Origin of the sequence: Streptococcus sp. SV2, assembly GCF_030440175.1 — a bacterium.
Taxonomy (GTDB): Bacteria; Bacillota; Bacilli; order Lactobacillales; family Streptococcaceae; genus Streptococcus; species Streptococcus raffinosi.
In genome coordinates this window covers 22,473-37,810 of record NZ_JAQFJQ010000007.1, presented here as the reverse complement: position 1 = coordinate 37,810, position 15,338 = coordinate 22,473, and the positions used below count along the sequence as shown (strand labels likewise).

Sequence of the window (15,338 nt, the reverse complement as noted above, 5' to 3'; positions counted from 1 at the left end):
CGTGTAATTTTTTGTCATGTATCTATGATAGCACTGTTTGACTTTTCTGAAAAATCTATATTATTTATAGCCAGCCATAAATTTAATTTATATGTGCTATAATGGAGGGTAGCAAGTGGCTTTTTAGGCAACTCTAAAGCCCTATAAGAGTAAAGAAAGTTGAATTATGTTAAATAAAAACGCTATTGTAGAAGTTGAAATTGTCGATTTGACACATGAAGGAGCAGGCGTTGCCAAGGTGGACGGCTTTGTCTTTTTCGTGGATAATGCCCTTCCAGGCGAAGTCATCAAGATGCGTGTGCTTAAGCTCAAGAAAAATATCGGCTTTGGTAAGGTTGAGGAGTTTGTGACCCTTTCACCAAACCGTAATCAGGACATTGATGCAACCTATCTCCGTTCAGGGATTGCTGATTTTGGACATATGACCTACGAGGAGCAGCTCAAGTTCAAGCGTAAACAAGTTGTGGACAACCTCTATAAGACAGCAGGCATCTCAGACGTAGAGGTCACTGAAACATTGGGGATGGAGACGCCTTACGCCTACCGTAACAAGGCTCAGGTACCTGTTCGCCGTGTTAAAGGTCAGCTTGAAACAGGTTTCTACCGCAAGAATTCGCACGACTTGATTCCAATTGAAGATTTCCTTATCCAAGACAAGGAAATTGATAAACTCATTGTCTTTGTCCGTGACCTTCTCCGTCGCTATGACCTCAAACCATACGACGAGAAGGAGCAGACAGGTTTGATTCGTCACTTGGTGGTTCGTCGTGGCCATTATTCAGGTCAGATGATGTTGGTCTTTGTAACGACCAGACCAAAAGTCTTCCGTATTGACCAAGTCATTGCTAAAATTACAGAAGCTTTCCCAAGTGTCGTTTCTATCATCCAAAACATCAACGATAAGAACACTAACGCCATCTTTGGTAAGGAGTTCCGAACTCTTTATGGTCAAGACACCATCACAGACAGTATGTTGGGTAATGACTATGAGATTTCTGCCCAGTCTTTCTATCAGGTTAACACCGAGATGGCTGAAAAACTCTACCAAACAGCCATTGACTTCTCAGACCTAAACAGCGATAGCATTGTTATTGATGCCTACTCAGGAATCGGGACAATCGGTTTGTCATTTGCAAAACAGGTCAAGGAAGTCTACGGCGTTGAAGTCATCGAAACAGCCGTCGAAGATGCCAAGAAAAATGCAGAACGCAACGGCATTACTAACGCCCACTATGTGGCTGACTCAGCTGAAAATGCCATGGCCAAGTGGAGTAAGAATGGCATCAAACCAGACGTCATCATTGTGGATCCACCACGTAAGGGCTTGACTGAAAGCTTCATCAAAGCCAGCGTCGCCATGCAACCTGAGAAGATTACTTATGTCTCATGTAACCCAGCAACCATGGCGCGTGATATCAAACTCTACCAAGAGTTGGGCTATGAATTGAAGAAAGTACAGCCGGTGGATCTTTTTCCGCAAACGCATCATGTTGAGACGGTCTGTCTGATGTCTAGGAAAGAGAAATAAATAGCGAAAAGTAGCGTATTTACGGGCTTTTTTGAGATTTAGCAATAGCTCATGAAAGTCCGTATTTCTTATATGAAAACATATCTACTGTAAAATCAGTCAAAGGGTTTAGGCAGTGGATTAGATGTCAAAGGTTGTGGCAATAGGATAGATGTTATCTAGGTTGCAAACTCAATTTGAGTGAGTGATTTAGATGCTGTCTAATCCGGCAACTCAACTGTTGACACTATGGAAGGCAGTGGATTAGATACTATGGAAGGAGAAAAGGGTTATCCATGGGTAGAGCAAAGAAAAAAAGAGACGCCAAAAGAAGAAAGAATATGCATACCAGAAATTCTATACGAATTAAGATGGGAAAACCTATCTTCTTTACTCTGACGCATTGTAGCAAAAAATTGAAGGGTATTTCTAACAGATTTAATTATAAAGCAAACATGCATAATCTTTGTTTTGTGGATGCGAGCTTTTATAATGTAAAATATCAAGCTTCAATTATGACTGACTGTAATTATAGAAACGCTAATGTTATAGGAGTTGATTTCTTTAATTGCAACATGAGAGGGACTTCATTTAAAAACGCAAAGTTAAAGAATGTAGTGTTTTATAACTGTAATTTAAAGGGTACTGATTTCTCAGGAGCTACATTTGATGATGTTGCATTTATTTGTACTAATACGAATGAAGCTAAGAATATATACTCAAATACTCCCGGAATTATGGTATTACGTACATATAAAGCTTTGAATTTAAGTGAAAAAGTAAAAATACAGCTATTAAATTTGGGACATAATCAATCTGTGTTTAATGCCAGAGTGCTTCATGTTAATCAGAATAAGTTAAACCATTGGACACTTGGCTTAATTCATCAGAAATATGGGGATGATGGAATAGAAATGCTTTCCGATATTCTGTGCAAAAAAGAAGAATGGAATAATATGTATACGGTCTTTTCGTATATGCTGCTAATTGAAAAATGGGGTAAAAAATGATATAATATTTAAGTCCTGCTCCGGAACCAGTGATGGTGCATGCTAACATGTATAAATGAGGACACATAACATTAGCAAGTATTCGAGGAGGGATGTCTATGATTAGTAATATCTTAACTGTTTTATCTTTTTTAGTATTATTGTTGAGCGCTGTAATTGATTGTAACTTCCTATCCCGATTACTCGGGGTTTCGAGCAATATTTAAGTAATAATTTCCCTCTCAACCATTATGGCTGGGAGGGTTTTGTGTTATATGAGCTTGTTAATATAAAATTAACAATTTATTGCTACACGTTTGTAGTAATACTACATTTGTTGTGATATAATAATGCTACAAGGAGGAATTGCTATGGATACTTATAGCGTAAAAGAAATAGCTGATATGCTAAATACAAATCCAGAAACCGTCAGAAGATGGATTCGTTCAGGTAAGCTTGAAGCAATTCAAGAATCAAGAAAAGGCGGAAATGTAGTAACAAAATCTATGCTTGATGCTTTTCTGAAGGCCTCTCCTAAGTACGCAGGAATTGCAGGTGGGCTTTTAGCTTCACCGGTTGGATTAACTACAGCAACCGCTGCGATTGTAGGTGGACTTCTTGCTCAACAGCTTATTAAGAATGATGAAATCAAAAATACTCATGTAAATACATCAGAAATACGTAAGCTATTGTTAGCCAATATACAATCTTCTAAAGAAAACATTATTCGAAAGAAGAAAAGTATAAAGCATCTTCAAGAGGAAATTGAAGAAGAGCAGCAACGTATCGATGAAGCTGAAAAGCTCATAAAAGAACTTGATGAAAAGGTTCGAGGTCAAGAGGAGGAATAGTATGGCACAGAAATGGGATTATGCAGAATTATCAAAGGCAGCCAAGGCCGCTGGAGGCCCTGAAAAGTATGTTGAGTTGCTTGAGAAGGCAAGTAAAGATGCAGGCAAAATGGAGATGGCACCTTGGATTGGTGTTGCAGCAATCGGAGCATCGTTATTGACTGCAGCAACTATCAAAGTAGTTGATTATTTCAAATCTAAAAAGAAAAACAATGCTGATGAGATAGAAATGGCCAAGGAAGAAATCGTAAAGGGTATTAAAGAGTACGATGCTACTACACATCCAGAGGAAGCAGAGAGTAACTAAAATGTGTGTGTTCGAAAAAACATCATAATTAAGCAGCGGATAATCAGTGATGAAGGAGAGAAAATAAATGCTTGTATTGGGAATTAACAAAATTTTAAATTGGTGTCACATTACTTCTGGCGGACGAAATTACACATGTCCTACCAAACTGATTGATGGGAAATTATTTTTTCACTTCAAGAAAGAATGGTATAGTGTGGCTGAATTTGTTTCCGACCACGCAGAGGAGCTTGTTTCAGAAGGTAGCAAGGTTTTCTCTCGCCTTTTCAAAAAGTAAAAGGAGGTAACAGCTATGCGATGTGCAAATTGTGGAAATGAAGATGAGAATACTTTATGGGATGAGGGTGATACAATTTATTGTTCTCGATGTGCGCATAGAACAAGAACATCCGATGGCGAAGAAGACTTAGTTGAATGTCCTCATTGTCACGAGATGAGAGATAGCAAGGCTTATTATTGCAGACATTGCAATATGCCGTTTTAATTAAGGAGGATAAAAATGACAAGAGAAGAGCTTAAGGAACAGATTGATGAGCTTATGCAACAGTATGCCAATGAAGAAATTGATGGTGATACATATGCGCAAAAGATGATGGAATTAGTAACATCTGCTCAAAACGATAATGACTAAGTTTTGATGTCGAAATTAATATGAAGGGAGGCGGAATTATGCAGCAGTGTCCATTTTGTGATAAAGTATATGATGAATCTGAATATAGTCATTGTCCATATTGTTCAGGCGAATTAGAGGATGGCGATGATGAAGTTCGTCCATGCGCTGAATGCGGTGGTTGCTTACATTAGGATGGAGAAGCTTGGGAATGTTCAAACTGTGACTACACATAGGGAGCCTTTTTGCAGTTATGCTTATCTGTCAATATCGACCGATACACCGGATTTTAATTCTACGGTGCAGTGGTCAGGCCAGACTGTGATTTGTTTGAGCCAGCGCTTTACAAGGGCTTCGTCAAATTCCGTAAGGTCAGCAGTCTGTGCCTTGATGAAATCCTGTAAGTCGGTGATGTGACTTATCTGCTCATCGCTCTGAACAGTGTCCATCGTTGCTTGCTGGCGCTGTTCTCTAATTTCAAAAATCTGCTCGGCAATTTCATCGTAGACTTCTTTGGAATTAGTCTTTTTTACAAGCTCTTGCTGAAGTTCCATGAGCTTTTCGTCGATACTATCAACAGAGCTTTCTGCAGAAACTTGATATGTTTCCACTAACGATAAGGGTTTAGTTAGCGGATTGGATAAGGGCAGATTATGCCAATAGATATGTTTCCGCAAACAAGCGATATTTGGCTCAAATTACACAGATATGTTCCAATATGACGACATCGATCAGCAGGTATCGTGCTATACGGAATGCGTAACACTGCTTGTACGAGCTACGAAGTAGCGAAGTAAAAGCAGATGTACGTCCGAGGCAAGGCATACCCAAGAAAACAACCGAAGCGAAGTTTGATTGGTTGCGTGCTACTGCAAATTGAAGTCCTAACATTACTCATAAGGATTATAGCCACCAAGTAAATAAAGTATATAAAATAAAGGCTTATTCTAATGCTATCTTTAAACTGTATCGGTAGTTTGGAGTAAGTCTTGTTTTTAGGATAAATGAGATTGACTGGAAACATAGCCATAGACAAGAGTTGACACTAGGGAATGGATAACAAGAAAAAACTGGTTTGACTAGAAAAGCAATCAAGTATTATGAAGCAAAAGTTTGATAAAGATTATTATCAAAAATTACTTACAGCGAATGACAAGTATTTAGAGCTTAATGACTAAACATAAAGGCACCTGAGAAGATGTCTTTTTAGAAAGGCAAATGTCACAAAAGCATGATTGTCGAATGGGGATTTGAGGGGATTTCAAAAATATTAAATGGGGATTTGTGGTAAAATCATTATAGTGAAGTGATTCAAGGAATTAGAGATGCAAAATTTATAATTTGGGCAGCAGTTGCGTGGTTTTCCAATGAAGCTATTTATCAAGAGTTATTAGCGAAAAAGAAGCACGGATTATATAATTGGACACTAACAGCTAATTATAATGAAGAAACCTTAGCCACTGCACTTGATCATGAACTTGTCGTAAAGTTTGCTAAAGAGTTTATGGAATTTATTTTTAAGCAAAGAAAAATTAGATGTTTGAGGTAAGTAGTTGAGAGAAAATCGACCGGATTTTAGCAATATAAAATCATTTGAGGAATTTAACAGATACTATTGGTATCGAGAAGAGCTTTCGCAAATTTGTAAGTCTCTTGGATTAGAATACAGAAGAACAAAACAGGAGCTGAATTATATTATAGAACAATATTTCAAGGGGAATAGAATAGAAAAGTCTGTAAAGAAAGTAAAGAAAAAACAAGCCGAAGCGATAACATTAAATACGCCATTGCTTGAATGTGGCTTTTCATTTAATCAAAAATTTCGAGAGTATTTTTCGGTTGCAACAGGTGTTGAACCATTCAAATTTAATGCTGACATGGCTACAGCTTGGCGAAAAGTGAAAGCTGGAAATGACTTAAACTTTACAATTCAAGATATGCTGAAAGTATACTATGGCGAGTCAGACTATGCTAAGTATGATCACTCAGTTTGTCAATGGAATCAATTCCTAAAGGACTTTTGCTCAGACGAATTTAGCGACTTTTATTCTAATAAGTTAAAAGTTGCTGCTATTCTATGGAAAGAGGTCAGAGATTCAACAAATGAAAAAATCTATTCAAGGCAACTTCTGGATGAGTATAGATGCAAAATAGAGGAGTGTCAAAAATAAACAAATCCCAGTTTGTCGAGCTAATACCTTTTAACGATAACTTTATGATATCGTTAAAAGGTTTATAGATATGTTTCCATATACAGACAAGACTACATGGAATACTTAGTGTTCACTCGTGCCATGTTGAGGCGGTATCACTGCTTGTACGAGCTGATTAAACAAGGATGTAGCAAGTGAAAGTCCTAAAGTAAGGAGTTTAAACATGAAATTTCATGAATTTGGTGATAAGAATTTGCCTCCTATCTTACTGATACATGGTGGTGGCAGTTCTTGGTGGAATTATCTTCGTCAAGCACGAATCTTGTCAGAAGAATATCGTGTTATTTTACCCACTTTGAATGGCCACGGCGAGGAATATCAACTTGATTATGTTTCTACTGAAGATTCTGCTTTGGAGATTCTAGACTATATCAAAGCAAACTGTGGTGGGAAATTGTTTGCAATCGGTGGTGTTTCACTTGGTGGTCAAATTGCCATGGAGCTTTTGTCTTTAGACGGTGAAATTGCTGAGAAGGCCATCATAGACGGAAGCCTCTGTATTCCTCAACCAAGGTTAGCTAAAATCAGCATCTTTCTAGTGTCTCTATTTGGTAAATTGATGTTCAATAAATTCTCTTGTAAACTTCAGTTAAGCATGATGAACAAACTCTATCCTAAACTGGCTTATCCAGAGGAAATAAAAGCTTATTATTTGGAGGATCTGCCAAGGACGCCTGTCAAAACAATGGTGACCATTTACAAAGACTATATGGGGCGTTACAAACTGAAAGATAGGATTTCTGCTAGCAAAGCTCAGGTTTTGTATATCTATGGTGAAAAAGAATTAAACTGTGTGAAAGCATCGGCGAAATTATTTCAGCAGCTACATCCAAATACGATTTTGTATGAAGCAAAGGGCTATCATCATGGCTATTTATCAGCTTATCTGCCTCAAGATTGGGTTGATTTGGTTGAGCCTTTTTTAAAGAAGAAATAAGGAAAAATAAAGATGAATAGAATAGTAGACGATCAGATAACGCTTATTCCTTATTATAGAAATGATGACATCTCCCTTCTTTGGTATCAAGATAGTGAGGTTTGCAAACAAGTAGATAATACTGATCAGATTTACAATCTAACAAAACTTCATAAAATGTATGATTACCTAACTTCACATGGTTCTTGCTATTATATCCAATATGAAGGAGTGTTAGTTGGAGATGTGACACTCCTAGATAACTCGGAACTTTCTATAGTTATCAGCAAAGAGTATCAGAATTTACATATCGGAAGACGATGTGTTTCTGAAATGATACATCTGGCGAAAGAACAAAATATGGTAAAGGTCTCTGCACAAATATATCCTTTTAATACTCAAAGTCAAAGAATGTTTTTGGCTTTGGGATTTCAGAAAGTAGATGAAGAGCGGTATGAATATAAGTTGATATAGAACAGTTGTATATTTCCATATATATTAAGAATGTAATCTGCTGTTTATAAAATAATGTTCATGAAAAAAGAGATAAAGGGTACCTACTGATCCATGGACAAGAGTTTTGTTCAGAAATCTAAAAATGAAGAGAACACCAACAGATGATTTTTTGTTGGTGTTCTCTTTATGTGATTTTACAATTATTCTTTTTTGTTTACAACAAGTTAAACAGACAGTTTGTAGGAGGAATTCAAACTCAAAATTTTGTACAAGTTAATGAAAGCTTTTCCCCATTATAATCTGTCCACGCCATTATCAGTTTTTTGAGTTATCTCATCACGAATAAAAGAAAGATTAAAGTTGTACATGAGTAAAACTCTAATGCTTAGCCCTAGCTACTTTCTAAATGAAAATAGAATAAGCTTTTACTAAATCATTTATTCATTTGCCACACACAAATAACACCCCACAAGCTACAACTTGTGGGGCATTTTCTTATATTATTTTTTCACTTATAAAATAACATCTGTTTTTTCAACTTTATAGAGGGCTATTCCCATGATTAGGGTCAAGATGAGAAGAATTAAAACGGCAGGGGTCCAAGAGTTAAAGAGTTGTTTGCTTGAACCAAACAGGACTGGTCCAAGGGCCGCAAAGATATAGCCTCCAGTTTGGGCTAAACCTGATAGTTGGGCTGTTTTTTCAGGGGTGCTAGCCTTCATTGAAAAGGCAACCATCATGTAAGGGAATAGGACACTAGCTGAACTTCCGATTAAGAGGTTAAGGACCAACCAATACACAAAGCTGTCTGTATTGACTAGAAGCATGGCAACTCCGATGAATCCTGCTAGGACGGTAATCACTAGCATCAAATGGCGGTTACGATCAGAAAGTTTAGTGATTAGGCTAGGAACGATCATAGAGAATGGAATACTTGTCAGTGTGAAAACGGAAGCTAGAATTCCGGCATTGGCTTCGCCGACACCAGCTTGAGTGGCCATTGTTGGAAGCCAAGTGATAGTGGTGTAGAAGAAGAGTGACTGTAATCCACCGAAAATCATGATGGCCCAGACTTTGCCGCTCTTATACCAACTGCCTGAGTTTTCGCTAGTAGAAGTATCTTGTTCTAAATAATGATTGTGACGGACATTAGGAAGCCAAACCACAAGAGCCAAGGCACAGACTGCTGTCAATACCCAGACCAAGCCTTGCCATGAGGTTGCCTTAGTGATTGGAACGGCTACCGATGAAGCCACAGCTGTGGACAAGCCCATGGCTGTGATGTAGAGTGTGGTTAAGAATCCTAACTGATTTGGCTCATTAGCCTGAATTAGGCTTGGGAGAAGGACATTGATGAAGGCAATTCCAGCTCCGACTAAAAGCGTTCCCACATAAAGAAGAGGAAGGTTGATGGTACGAAGAGCAGAACCAAGTGTCATGACAATCAGAACTACGAGAAAGAGTCGCTCAATTCCAAAGCGTTTGGCCCAGCTGGCCGCAAAGGGTGAGAATATCGCAAAGGTCAAGAGAGGCAGACTTGTCAAGAGACCGAGAGAACTGACCTCAACGCCTAGACCAGAAGCAATGTCTGATAAGACAGTGGACATGGTTGTGAACGGGGCCCGCAAAACGATCCCTAGAAGAAGGATTCCAGGGATTAGAAAATGTGACTGTTTCTGTTTCATAAAGCATCTCCGTGTTTAAAGTTAATAAGGATATCTAAATTTATAAGAAATATGACACGAATGCGTCACTTCCATCTTAGCATAAATGATGGGGATAATGAAAGCGATTACGTTGGATTGTCAAGAAAGAATTTTTAGTTTTAAAATCCTATTCTACTGATTATCTGATAACATCATTTGATTTTAAAAAAGGCCGGACATTTTGTCCAGCTCTGTTCTATATTTACTTAAATTTCATACCCCATAAGGAGTCCGCCTTCTTCAGCATAAAAACTACAGAGTCCAGAAGTCGGAAGGACTTCGATGCTTGCTTGGGCAAATTTTTCACGAATCATTGCAGAGAATTGCTCGATAAATTTTTCATTGTTACGGTGGGCAATCGTAATATTCCCGCCAGTATAACCAGCCTTGATGAGTTCGTCAAAAGCTGCCTTGATAGCTTTCTTTTGCCCTCGAGCTTTTTGAAGTAACTCAAGGGTACCAGTTTTGCTAGCTTCTCCAACCATACGGATATTGAGGAGTCCGACAACAGTTCCTATCAATTTGCTCAGACGACCATTCTTGACCAAATTATCAACTTTGGCTAAAACAAAGAGCAACTTAGTCTTAGCTTGGTAAACTGTGATGCCATCAACGACTTGCTCAAAATCAAGGCCTTCAGTGACTAAGTGATTGAGTTTACGAACGATAAGGTCGACCTCGCCACCAGCTGACAGGCTATCAATCACGTGAATCTTAGTATCAGGATGCTCTTCCAGATAAATTTTCTTAGCGATTTCAGCACTATTGTAGCTACCAGAAAGGGTTCCAGTGATAGTGACGACGATGATATTGTCCGCTCCTTCAAAGGATTTCATATAGTCATCAGGACTTGGACAGGCAGATTTGGAAGCAGTTGTAGTCGCATACATCTCCTCCATCATTTGATCAATATTGAGTTGAGCATCATCTCTGTAAATGGTCTCGCCCACTTGGATAGTCAAAGGAACACTGACAAACTCCGTATCTGATGCCAGATTGTCCAAAGAACGGTAGTCACAGCCTGAATCCGCAATAATTTTCCATTTCATAGGTTACACCTCATATCTGCATAATGTACATTGACAAGTGTTTTGTCTTCTTTTACAATTTTATCATGAAGTGCATTGCTATCAAAGCAGATCTCATCAGGTGTGACAGATAGAAAGTGAATGTTATGGCAGAAAGAAAAATCTCAGAGAAATCTTTGGAAAATCTCAAACGATTTAACCAAGAAAACAAAGCAATTACACGAGAATCCATCGAAATTTCTCTCCTGCAATTGTTGGAGAAAAAAGACTTTAAAAAGATTACCATATCGGAACTGGTTGAGCGTGCGGGTGTATCTCGTGCTGCCTTTTATCGCAATTATGGTTCTAAGGAAGAGATTTTGAAATCTATTTTTGAGTCTAGCATTGCAAAGATTACTAAGTCCTTGGACGGCTATAATCTCAAGACGGATCTTTACCAAGTCTGGGTTTATCTCCTTAAGGAAGTCAAAAAAGAAGCCAAAATCATCAGTCTTGCCATTGATTATAATTTTGAGCAGGTATTGACCAAGGCAGTTTATGATTTTTTGGAAAAACGAAATGGTAGCTCATCAAATGGTGCTGGTAGCTACCTCAATTCCTTTTGGAGCTCAGCTATTGTCTCAGTGATTTCCAAATGGGTCAAGGATGGCATGAAGACCCCAGCTGAAAAGATTGCCAAGCTCGGCCTGCCCCTTTTTCCACAAAAGAAGAAGTAGTAATCGCTGAGAGGTGGTTTTTAAGTAAACTGCACCTCTCCATTACTAGTTCAAATGAATAGATAGAACTGTGCACAGATTATACAAAGGACAAGAACGATGATCGAAGAACGAATTCTTGCTGCTAAGCAGTATGTTAAAACCTTATTCGCTGATCGAGCGGATGGCCATGATGTGGCGCATACCCTCCGCGTCTACAGCAATGCTATGAGAATCGCACAAGCAGAAGGTCTATGTGATCTGGAGATAGTGGGCTTGTCAGCTCTTCTTCACGATGCTGATGATTATAAATTGTTTCAAACAGAGAATAATGCGAATGCTCGCATGTTTCTAGAAGAGATTGGTGCTCCTAAAAAGCAAATTGACCAGATTTGCCAGGTTATCAATGCTGTTTCTTTCAGCAAAAATCGCAGTAAACAACCAGAAACGTTAGAAGGCAAGATTGTCCAGGATGCAGACCGCCTGGATGCGATAGGAGCTGTAGGAATTGCTCGAACTTTTTCCTATGGTGGCTACAAAGGGAGACCCCTTACTGATACCGTCCAACATTTCCACGACAAGTTGCTCCTCTTAAAAGATGAAATGAACACGGAGACTGCCAAACAAATGGCAGAAAGTCGCCATCAATTTTTAATCACCTTTTTAAAAGAACTAGAGAAGGAATTGGACTGAGTGAAATATTGAAATTAACTTTTATAAAAGACTTATTTGAAAGGAAGATATGTTAAATCAACTAATAAAGAAACCTATTTTAAGTTGTTCAATTATATTTGTTATCTGCTCAGTAGCAAGGCTAATTGAATACTTCTATATTAGGACGGATGAAACCTTCTTATCTGAGAATTTTCTACATAAGCTTTTTGGAATTCTTCTACTGTGGGGAGTCCTTTCAATTTGTAAATTAAGATGGAAAGATATTGGTTTCAGTTCTGACGGAACCGTGAGTGGTATAGGGAAGGGCCTGCTCTTTGGTTTAGTGTGTTCCGTCTTTGCATATGCCATTGAAAGTCTTACTCTCTTTTTTCTTCATAGAAATGTTCACTTATCGTTTTACGCAAGTGGTTTTTCCTTAACAAACGAAAAAGTATCTCAAGCAGGAATCTTACTTATTCTCTCAAGTGTGTTGTTTAACCTGATAAACGTATGGATGGAAGAAGGAGTTTTTCGTGGCCTTTTCACAAAAATTCTTGAAGGGATTTCGTACCGCAAGAGTCTATTCTTTATAGCCTTTCTATTTGGAATATGGCACTTGGTAATGCCGTTAAGAGATTATTTTCAAGGAGAATCGTCACTCGTAAATCTCATCGCCATGGGCATTGGCTATGTTATCTTAGCGGGAATGATGAGTATCAAATGGTCCTTACTCTACAAAATGACAGGTTCCTTATGGTTTGGGTTAGGAGATCATTTTTTCAACAATCTTGCTTCGAATCTAGTTCATGTGGTTTCAAATTCTGAAGCAGATAGTTTGCAGATTGTGAGAATCCTTCTATGGCAATTGCTATCATTTGCTATAGTGTTATGGGGTTATCAAAAGAGAAACTGATAGTCAATCCCCTTGCTACTACAACTAATTGGAGGTTCAGTATGCCAATATATGAATTTTGTGCAGAGAATGTGACTTACTTAGAAAAAACTTTTCAAGCCGGTGCTCAACGCGTGGAGTTGTGTGATAATCTGGCTGTTGGAGGCACGACACCTTCTTATGGTGTCATAAAAGCGGCTGTTGAGCTGGCCAAGGATTATCAGGCTAAGGTGATTGTGATGATTCGTCCACGAGGGGGCCGACTTTGTCTATAGCCAGCAGGAATTAGCTATCATGCTAGAAGATATCAAGTGTGCGCGTGAATTGAGTGTTGACGGCTTTGCACTAGGTGCTCTAACTTCAGAAAGCCAACTCGATACAAAAGCTCTAAAGACCTTGTTAGATGCTAGTCGAGACCTAGAGGTCACTATGCATATGGCCTTTGACCAAATCCCTAAAGCAGCTCAGCCTAGTGCTATTCAGTGGCTCAAGGAAAATGGTGTGACGCGTCTTCTCACCCGTGCTGGAACTCCTGAGACTGCTCTAGACTTACGCTTGAAACGTTATGCAGAATTGGTTCAGCTAGCAGACGGTCAGTTGGATATTTTAGCAGGAGGTGGTATCTCCGTGGCTAATCGTGACCAATTTCTTGCCATACCTGGTCTTGAGCAAGTTCATGGAACACGTGTCGTCTTTTAGATTTACAATGGAACCAGCTTCTTGGCTCGGTCCCTTTTAGCTTTCTTGTGGACTGAAAAAGTCACTTTGCTTTTCTAGGCAATCTTTGGTAAGCTATTGCTATAGCAATAAAAAAATTGGGGGATGTATGTTAGATAATTTGTTAAAAAAGAATCAGATCTTGGGTGTCATTATTTATCCGTTAATCGGGTTAGGGGCTATTTGGCTTGGTCATTATTACTCACAGAGACTTTCACTATTGGAAAAAACGGGTGGTCAGATCAAGATTAATAGTTTTGTTTACGTTGCCTATCAATTAGGTGGGACCAAACTCGTTATGGTTTTCTTTATTCTTTTAGCGCTTTTCTTTTTCTATTTGGGCTATACTTATCTTAAGAGGCTAGGCCATACTCAGAAATAGTGACTAAGTCTATAATACTAACTGCAGCAACTTGCTTGCAGTTTTTTTCTTTTCCACCAAGTCAACTAGAATCCCTAATTTATGCTAAAATGGAATTATTACGCTTCAAAAAGGAGATGCAATGAAAGCAGAAGAATGGTTAACCTATTTTATGAAGATTTATGGACGTCGCCCAAAGATGACAGAGGTTGACGAGGCGATACAAAATGGCAGTCTCTTGGCCAATCGAGCAGAAGTTGAAGCCTTGTTGCCGACATCTAAAAAGGGCTTTTGGGAAAGCTTAAGTCAATTTGTGGTGACTCATAAGGTCGCAGCGTCAGTCCTTGCAATTTCTTGTATGACGCTTCTAGGTGGTGGAGCTATCTTTGCCTGGCATTCTCACAACTCACAAACTCAAAAGACACCATCCCTCGCGGTAGCTTCATCTAACAGTCAGACGTCTTCTTCAGACAAGTCTAAACAATCAAGTTCAAAAGCTTCTGAGTCATCTTCAAGCTCTAGTTCTCGAAGTAAGAGTTCCTCATCGGAGGCTAAAACGCCAGCTATGGATGTGGAGGCTATTCGAAAGGGAGATTTTTCGAGCATCGAAGGAGATTGGGTTTCTGACAGTGGTCATGTTGTGACGATTACAAAGTCTGGCCTCACAAAGTCTGAGGAGACGGGCAGCACTGATGGTAAGACTGTGATTAAGGATTTCAACGGTCAACCTATGTTCTATTTTGCGGACAATGGTCCAGGGCACGGAGTTAGTCCCTTTGTTCCAGTGCCAGCTAACCAAGCAGCACCCTCTCCGGACAATTCTGTCCAAGATAGGGATCGTTTGGTTCAAATTCCAGAATTTACAGGACCAGGAGTCGTTTACACGTCTTATTACAGAGTTGGGAGTAAGAGTCAAACCAGCCAAACCCAAACGACTGCTCTTTGGAATAGTGACAAGGCCGCCAAGCTTGAGAGTTACATGGTAGAGTTTGGTCACAAGATGAATCAAGAAAGTTATAAAAGACTAACCCCTAACGGAAGTGACGATTTCTATGGTGCCATGTCTTTTGCCAAAAATAACCGTATCACTGTAGGTGAAAAGACCGAACAAAATGCCCCTATGACCAACCAACAAAAGGTAGATGTTGCTTTTTCAGACGATGGTACAGGAACAGCTGACTATCTCATCGTGGACAGTTACGGTTATTCAGGTTCTGCCATGATTCTTTATCATTTCACCATCCATAATGGGCAACCGGTGGTCCTAGTTTCTCTGCAAAATCAAGGTAATCCTGAAAACATGTATTACATGTATCCAACCAATAATAAGGACATTCAAGAAGCCTTCGCCAATATTGTGAATGGCAAGTAAAGGTTTGACGGAAAGTCTCAAGCAAAAGTTTTTGTCTTCAATCTAAAGTCTTGGCGACAAGGCT

Annotated in this window: 18 protein-coding genes and 1 pseudogene; 16 read left to right on the top strand and 3 right to left on the bottom strand. The window is 39.0% G+C overall.

Annotated features, from left to right (window positions below; translation table 11 throughout):
• Nucleotides 1–166: 166 nt before the first annotated feature.
• The 6 genes from rlmD to PCY14_RS05505 all read left to right on the top strand — a co-directional run bounded on the left by rlmD (nt 167) and on the right by PCY14_RS05505 (nt 4,285).
• Nucleotides 167–1,528, top strand: a complete 1,362-nt coding sequence (rlmD, locus tag PCY14_RS05530) for a 23S rRNA (uracil(1939)-C(5))-methyltransferase RlmD (protein WP_301363235.1) — start codon at nt 167–169, stop codon at nt 1,526–1,528.
• Nucleotides 1,529–1,803: 275 nt separating this feature from the next.
• On the top strand, nt 1,804–2,517 hold the full coding sequence (locus tag PCY14_RS05525; RefSeq protein ID WP_197535062.1) for a pentapeptide repeat-containing protein: 714 nt from the start codon (nt 1,804–1,806) through the stop codon (nt 2,515–2,517).
• 350 nt (nt 2,518–2,867) lie between these two features.
• The gene (locus PCY14_RS05520; protein ID WP_014634157.1) at nt 2,868–3,347 is read left to right on the top strand and encodes a helix-turn-helix domain-containing protein; all 480 of its coding nucleotides are present in this window, start codon (nt 2,868–2,870) and stop codon (nt 3,345–3,347) included.
• A 1-nt stretch (nt 3,348) separates the two neighbouring features.
• Complete coding sequence (locus PCY14_RS05515) at nt 3,349–3,654, top strand: hypothetical protein (protein ID WP_014634158.1); 306 nt, start codon at nt 3,349–3,351, stop codon at nt 3,652–3,654.
• A gap of 67 nt (nt 3,655–3,721) precedes the next feature.
• Complete coding sequence (locus PCY14_RS05510) at nt 3,722–3,931, top strand: hypothetical protein (protein WP_014634159.1); 210 nt, start codon at nt 3,722–3,724, stop codon at nt 3,929–3,931.
• 222 nt (nt 3,932–4,153) lie between these two features.
• Nucleotides 4,154–4,285, top strand: a complete 132-nt coding sequence (locus tag PCY14_RS05505; RefSeq protein ID WP_014634160.1) for a hypothetical protein — start codon at nt 4,154–4,156, stop codon at nt 4,283–4,285.
• A gap of 236 nt (nt 4,286–4,521) precedes the next feature.
• On the opposite strand, the gene PCY14_RS05500 is transcribed toward PCY14_RS05505, so the two are convergent.
• Nucleotides 4,522–4,875, bottom strand: coding sequence for a hypothetical protein (locus PCY14_RS05500; RefSeq protein WP_014634162.1), 354 nt, complete (start codon nt 4,873–4,875; stop codon nt 4,522–4,524).
• 695 nt (nt 4,876–5,570) lie between these two features.
• Here PCY14_RS05500 and PCY14_RS05495 point away from each other — a divergent pair.
• The 4 genes from PCY14_RS05495 to PCY14_RS05480 all read left to right on the top strand — a co-directional run bounded on the left by PCY14_RS05495 (nt 5,571) and on the right by PCY14_RS05480 (nt 7,867).
• Entirely contained in the window at nt 5,571–5,813 is a 243-nt protein-coding gene (locus tag PCY14_RS05495; RefSeq protein WP_014634163.1) for a hypothetical protein, read from the top strand.
• A 4-nt stretch (nt 5,814–5,817) separates the two neighbouring features.
• Nucleotides 5,818–6,435: an SAP domain-containing protein gene (locus tag PCY14_RS05490; protein WP_014634164.1), complete on the top strand. Its 618-nt coding sequence runs from the start codon at nt 5,818–5,820 to the stop codon at nt 6,433–6,435.
• Between the two features lie 205 nt (nt 6,436–6,640).
• Complete coding sequence (locus tag PCY14_RS05485; protein ID WP_021145725.1) at nt 6,641–7,414, top strand: alpha/beta hydrolase; 774 nt, start codon at nt 6,641–6,643, stop codon at nt 7,412–7,414.
• Between the two features lie 12 nt (nt 7,415–7,426).
• On the top strand, nt 7,427–7,867 hold the full coding sequence (locus PCY14_RS05480) for a GNAT family N-acetyltransferase (RefSeq protein ID WP_004182871.1): 441 nt from the start codon (nt 7,427–7,429) through the stop codon (nt 7,865–7,867).
• Between the two features lie 494 nt (nt 7,868–8,361).
• On the opposite strand, the gene PCY14_RS05475 is transcribed toward PCY14_RS05480, so the two are convergent.
• On the bottom strand, nt 8,362–9,534 hold the full coding sequence (locus PCY14_RS05475) for an MFS transporter (protein WP_042767014.1): 1,173 nt from the start codon (nt 9,532–9,534) through the stop codon (nt 8,362–8,364).
• A 227-nt stretch (nt 9,535–9,761) separates the two neighbouring features.
• Nucleotides 9,762–10,604 carry a DegV family protein gene (locus PCY14_RS05470; protein ID WP_021145723.1) on the bottom strand — a complete coding sequence of 281 codons (843 nt, stop codon included), beginning with the start codon at nt 10,602–10,604 and terminating at the stop codon, nt 9,762–9,764.
• Between the two features lie 125 nt (nt 10,605–10,729).
• Between PCY14_RS05470 and PCY14_RS05465 the strand changes: the two genes are divergently transcribed.
• From PCY14_RS05465 to PCY14_RS05440, 6 genes and pseudogenes are all read left to right on the top strand, one after another.
• The gene (locus tag PCY14_RS05465) at nt 10,730–11,299 is read left to right on the top strand and encodes a TetR/AcrR family transcriptional regulator (RefSeq protein ID WP_021144459.1); all 570 of its coding nucleotides are present in this window, start codon (nt 10,730–10,732) and stop codon (nt 11,297–11,299) included.
• A gap of 99 nt (nt 11,300–11,398) precedes the next feature.
• On the top strand, nt 11,399–11,971 hold the full coding sequence (locus tag PCY14_RS05460) for an HD domain-containing protein (protein ID WP_021145721.1): 573 nt from the start codon (nt 11,399–11,401) through the stop codon (nt 11,969–11,971).
• 49 nt (nt 11,972–12,020) lie between these two features.
• Nucleotides 12,021–12,845 carry a CPBP family intramembrane glutamic endopeptidase gene (locus tag PCY14_RS05455; RefSeq protein WP_021145720.1) on the top strand — a complete coding sequence of 275 codons (825 nt, stop codon included), beginning with the start codon at nt 12,021–12,023 and terminating at the stop codon, nt 12,843–12,845.
• A gap of 41 nt (nt 12,846–12,886) precedes the next feature.
• Nucleotides 12,887–13,523: pseudogene (locus PCY14_RS05450) on the top strand (copper homeostasis protein CutC).
• A gap of 127 nt (nt 13,524–13,650) precedes the next feature.
• Complete coding sequence (locus PCY14_RS05445; protein WP_060934179.1) at nt 13,651–13,923, top strand: hypothetical protein; 273 nt, start codon at nt 13,651–13,653, stop codon at nt 13,921–13,923.
• A gap of 121 nt (nt 13,924–14,044) precedes the next feature.
• Entirely contained in the window at nt 14,045–15,274 is a 1,230-nt protein-coding gene (locus PCY14_RS05440; RefSeq protein ID WP_301363234.1) for a DUF4767 domain-containing protein, read from the top strand.
• Nucleotides 15,275–15,338: the final 64 nt, after the last annotated feature.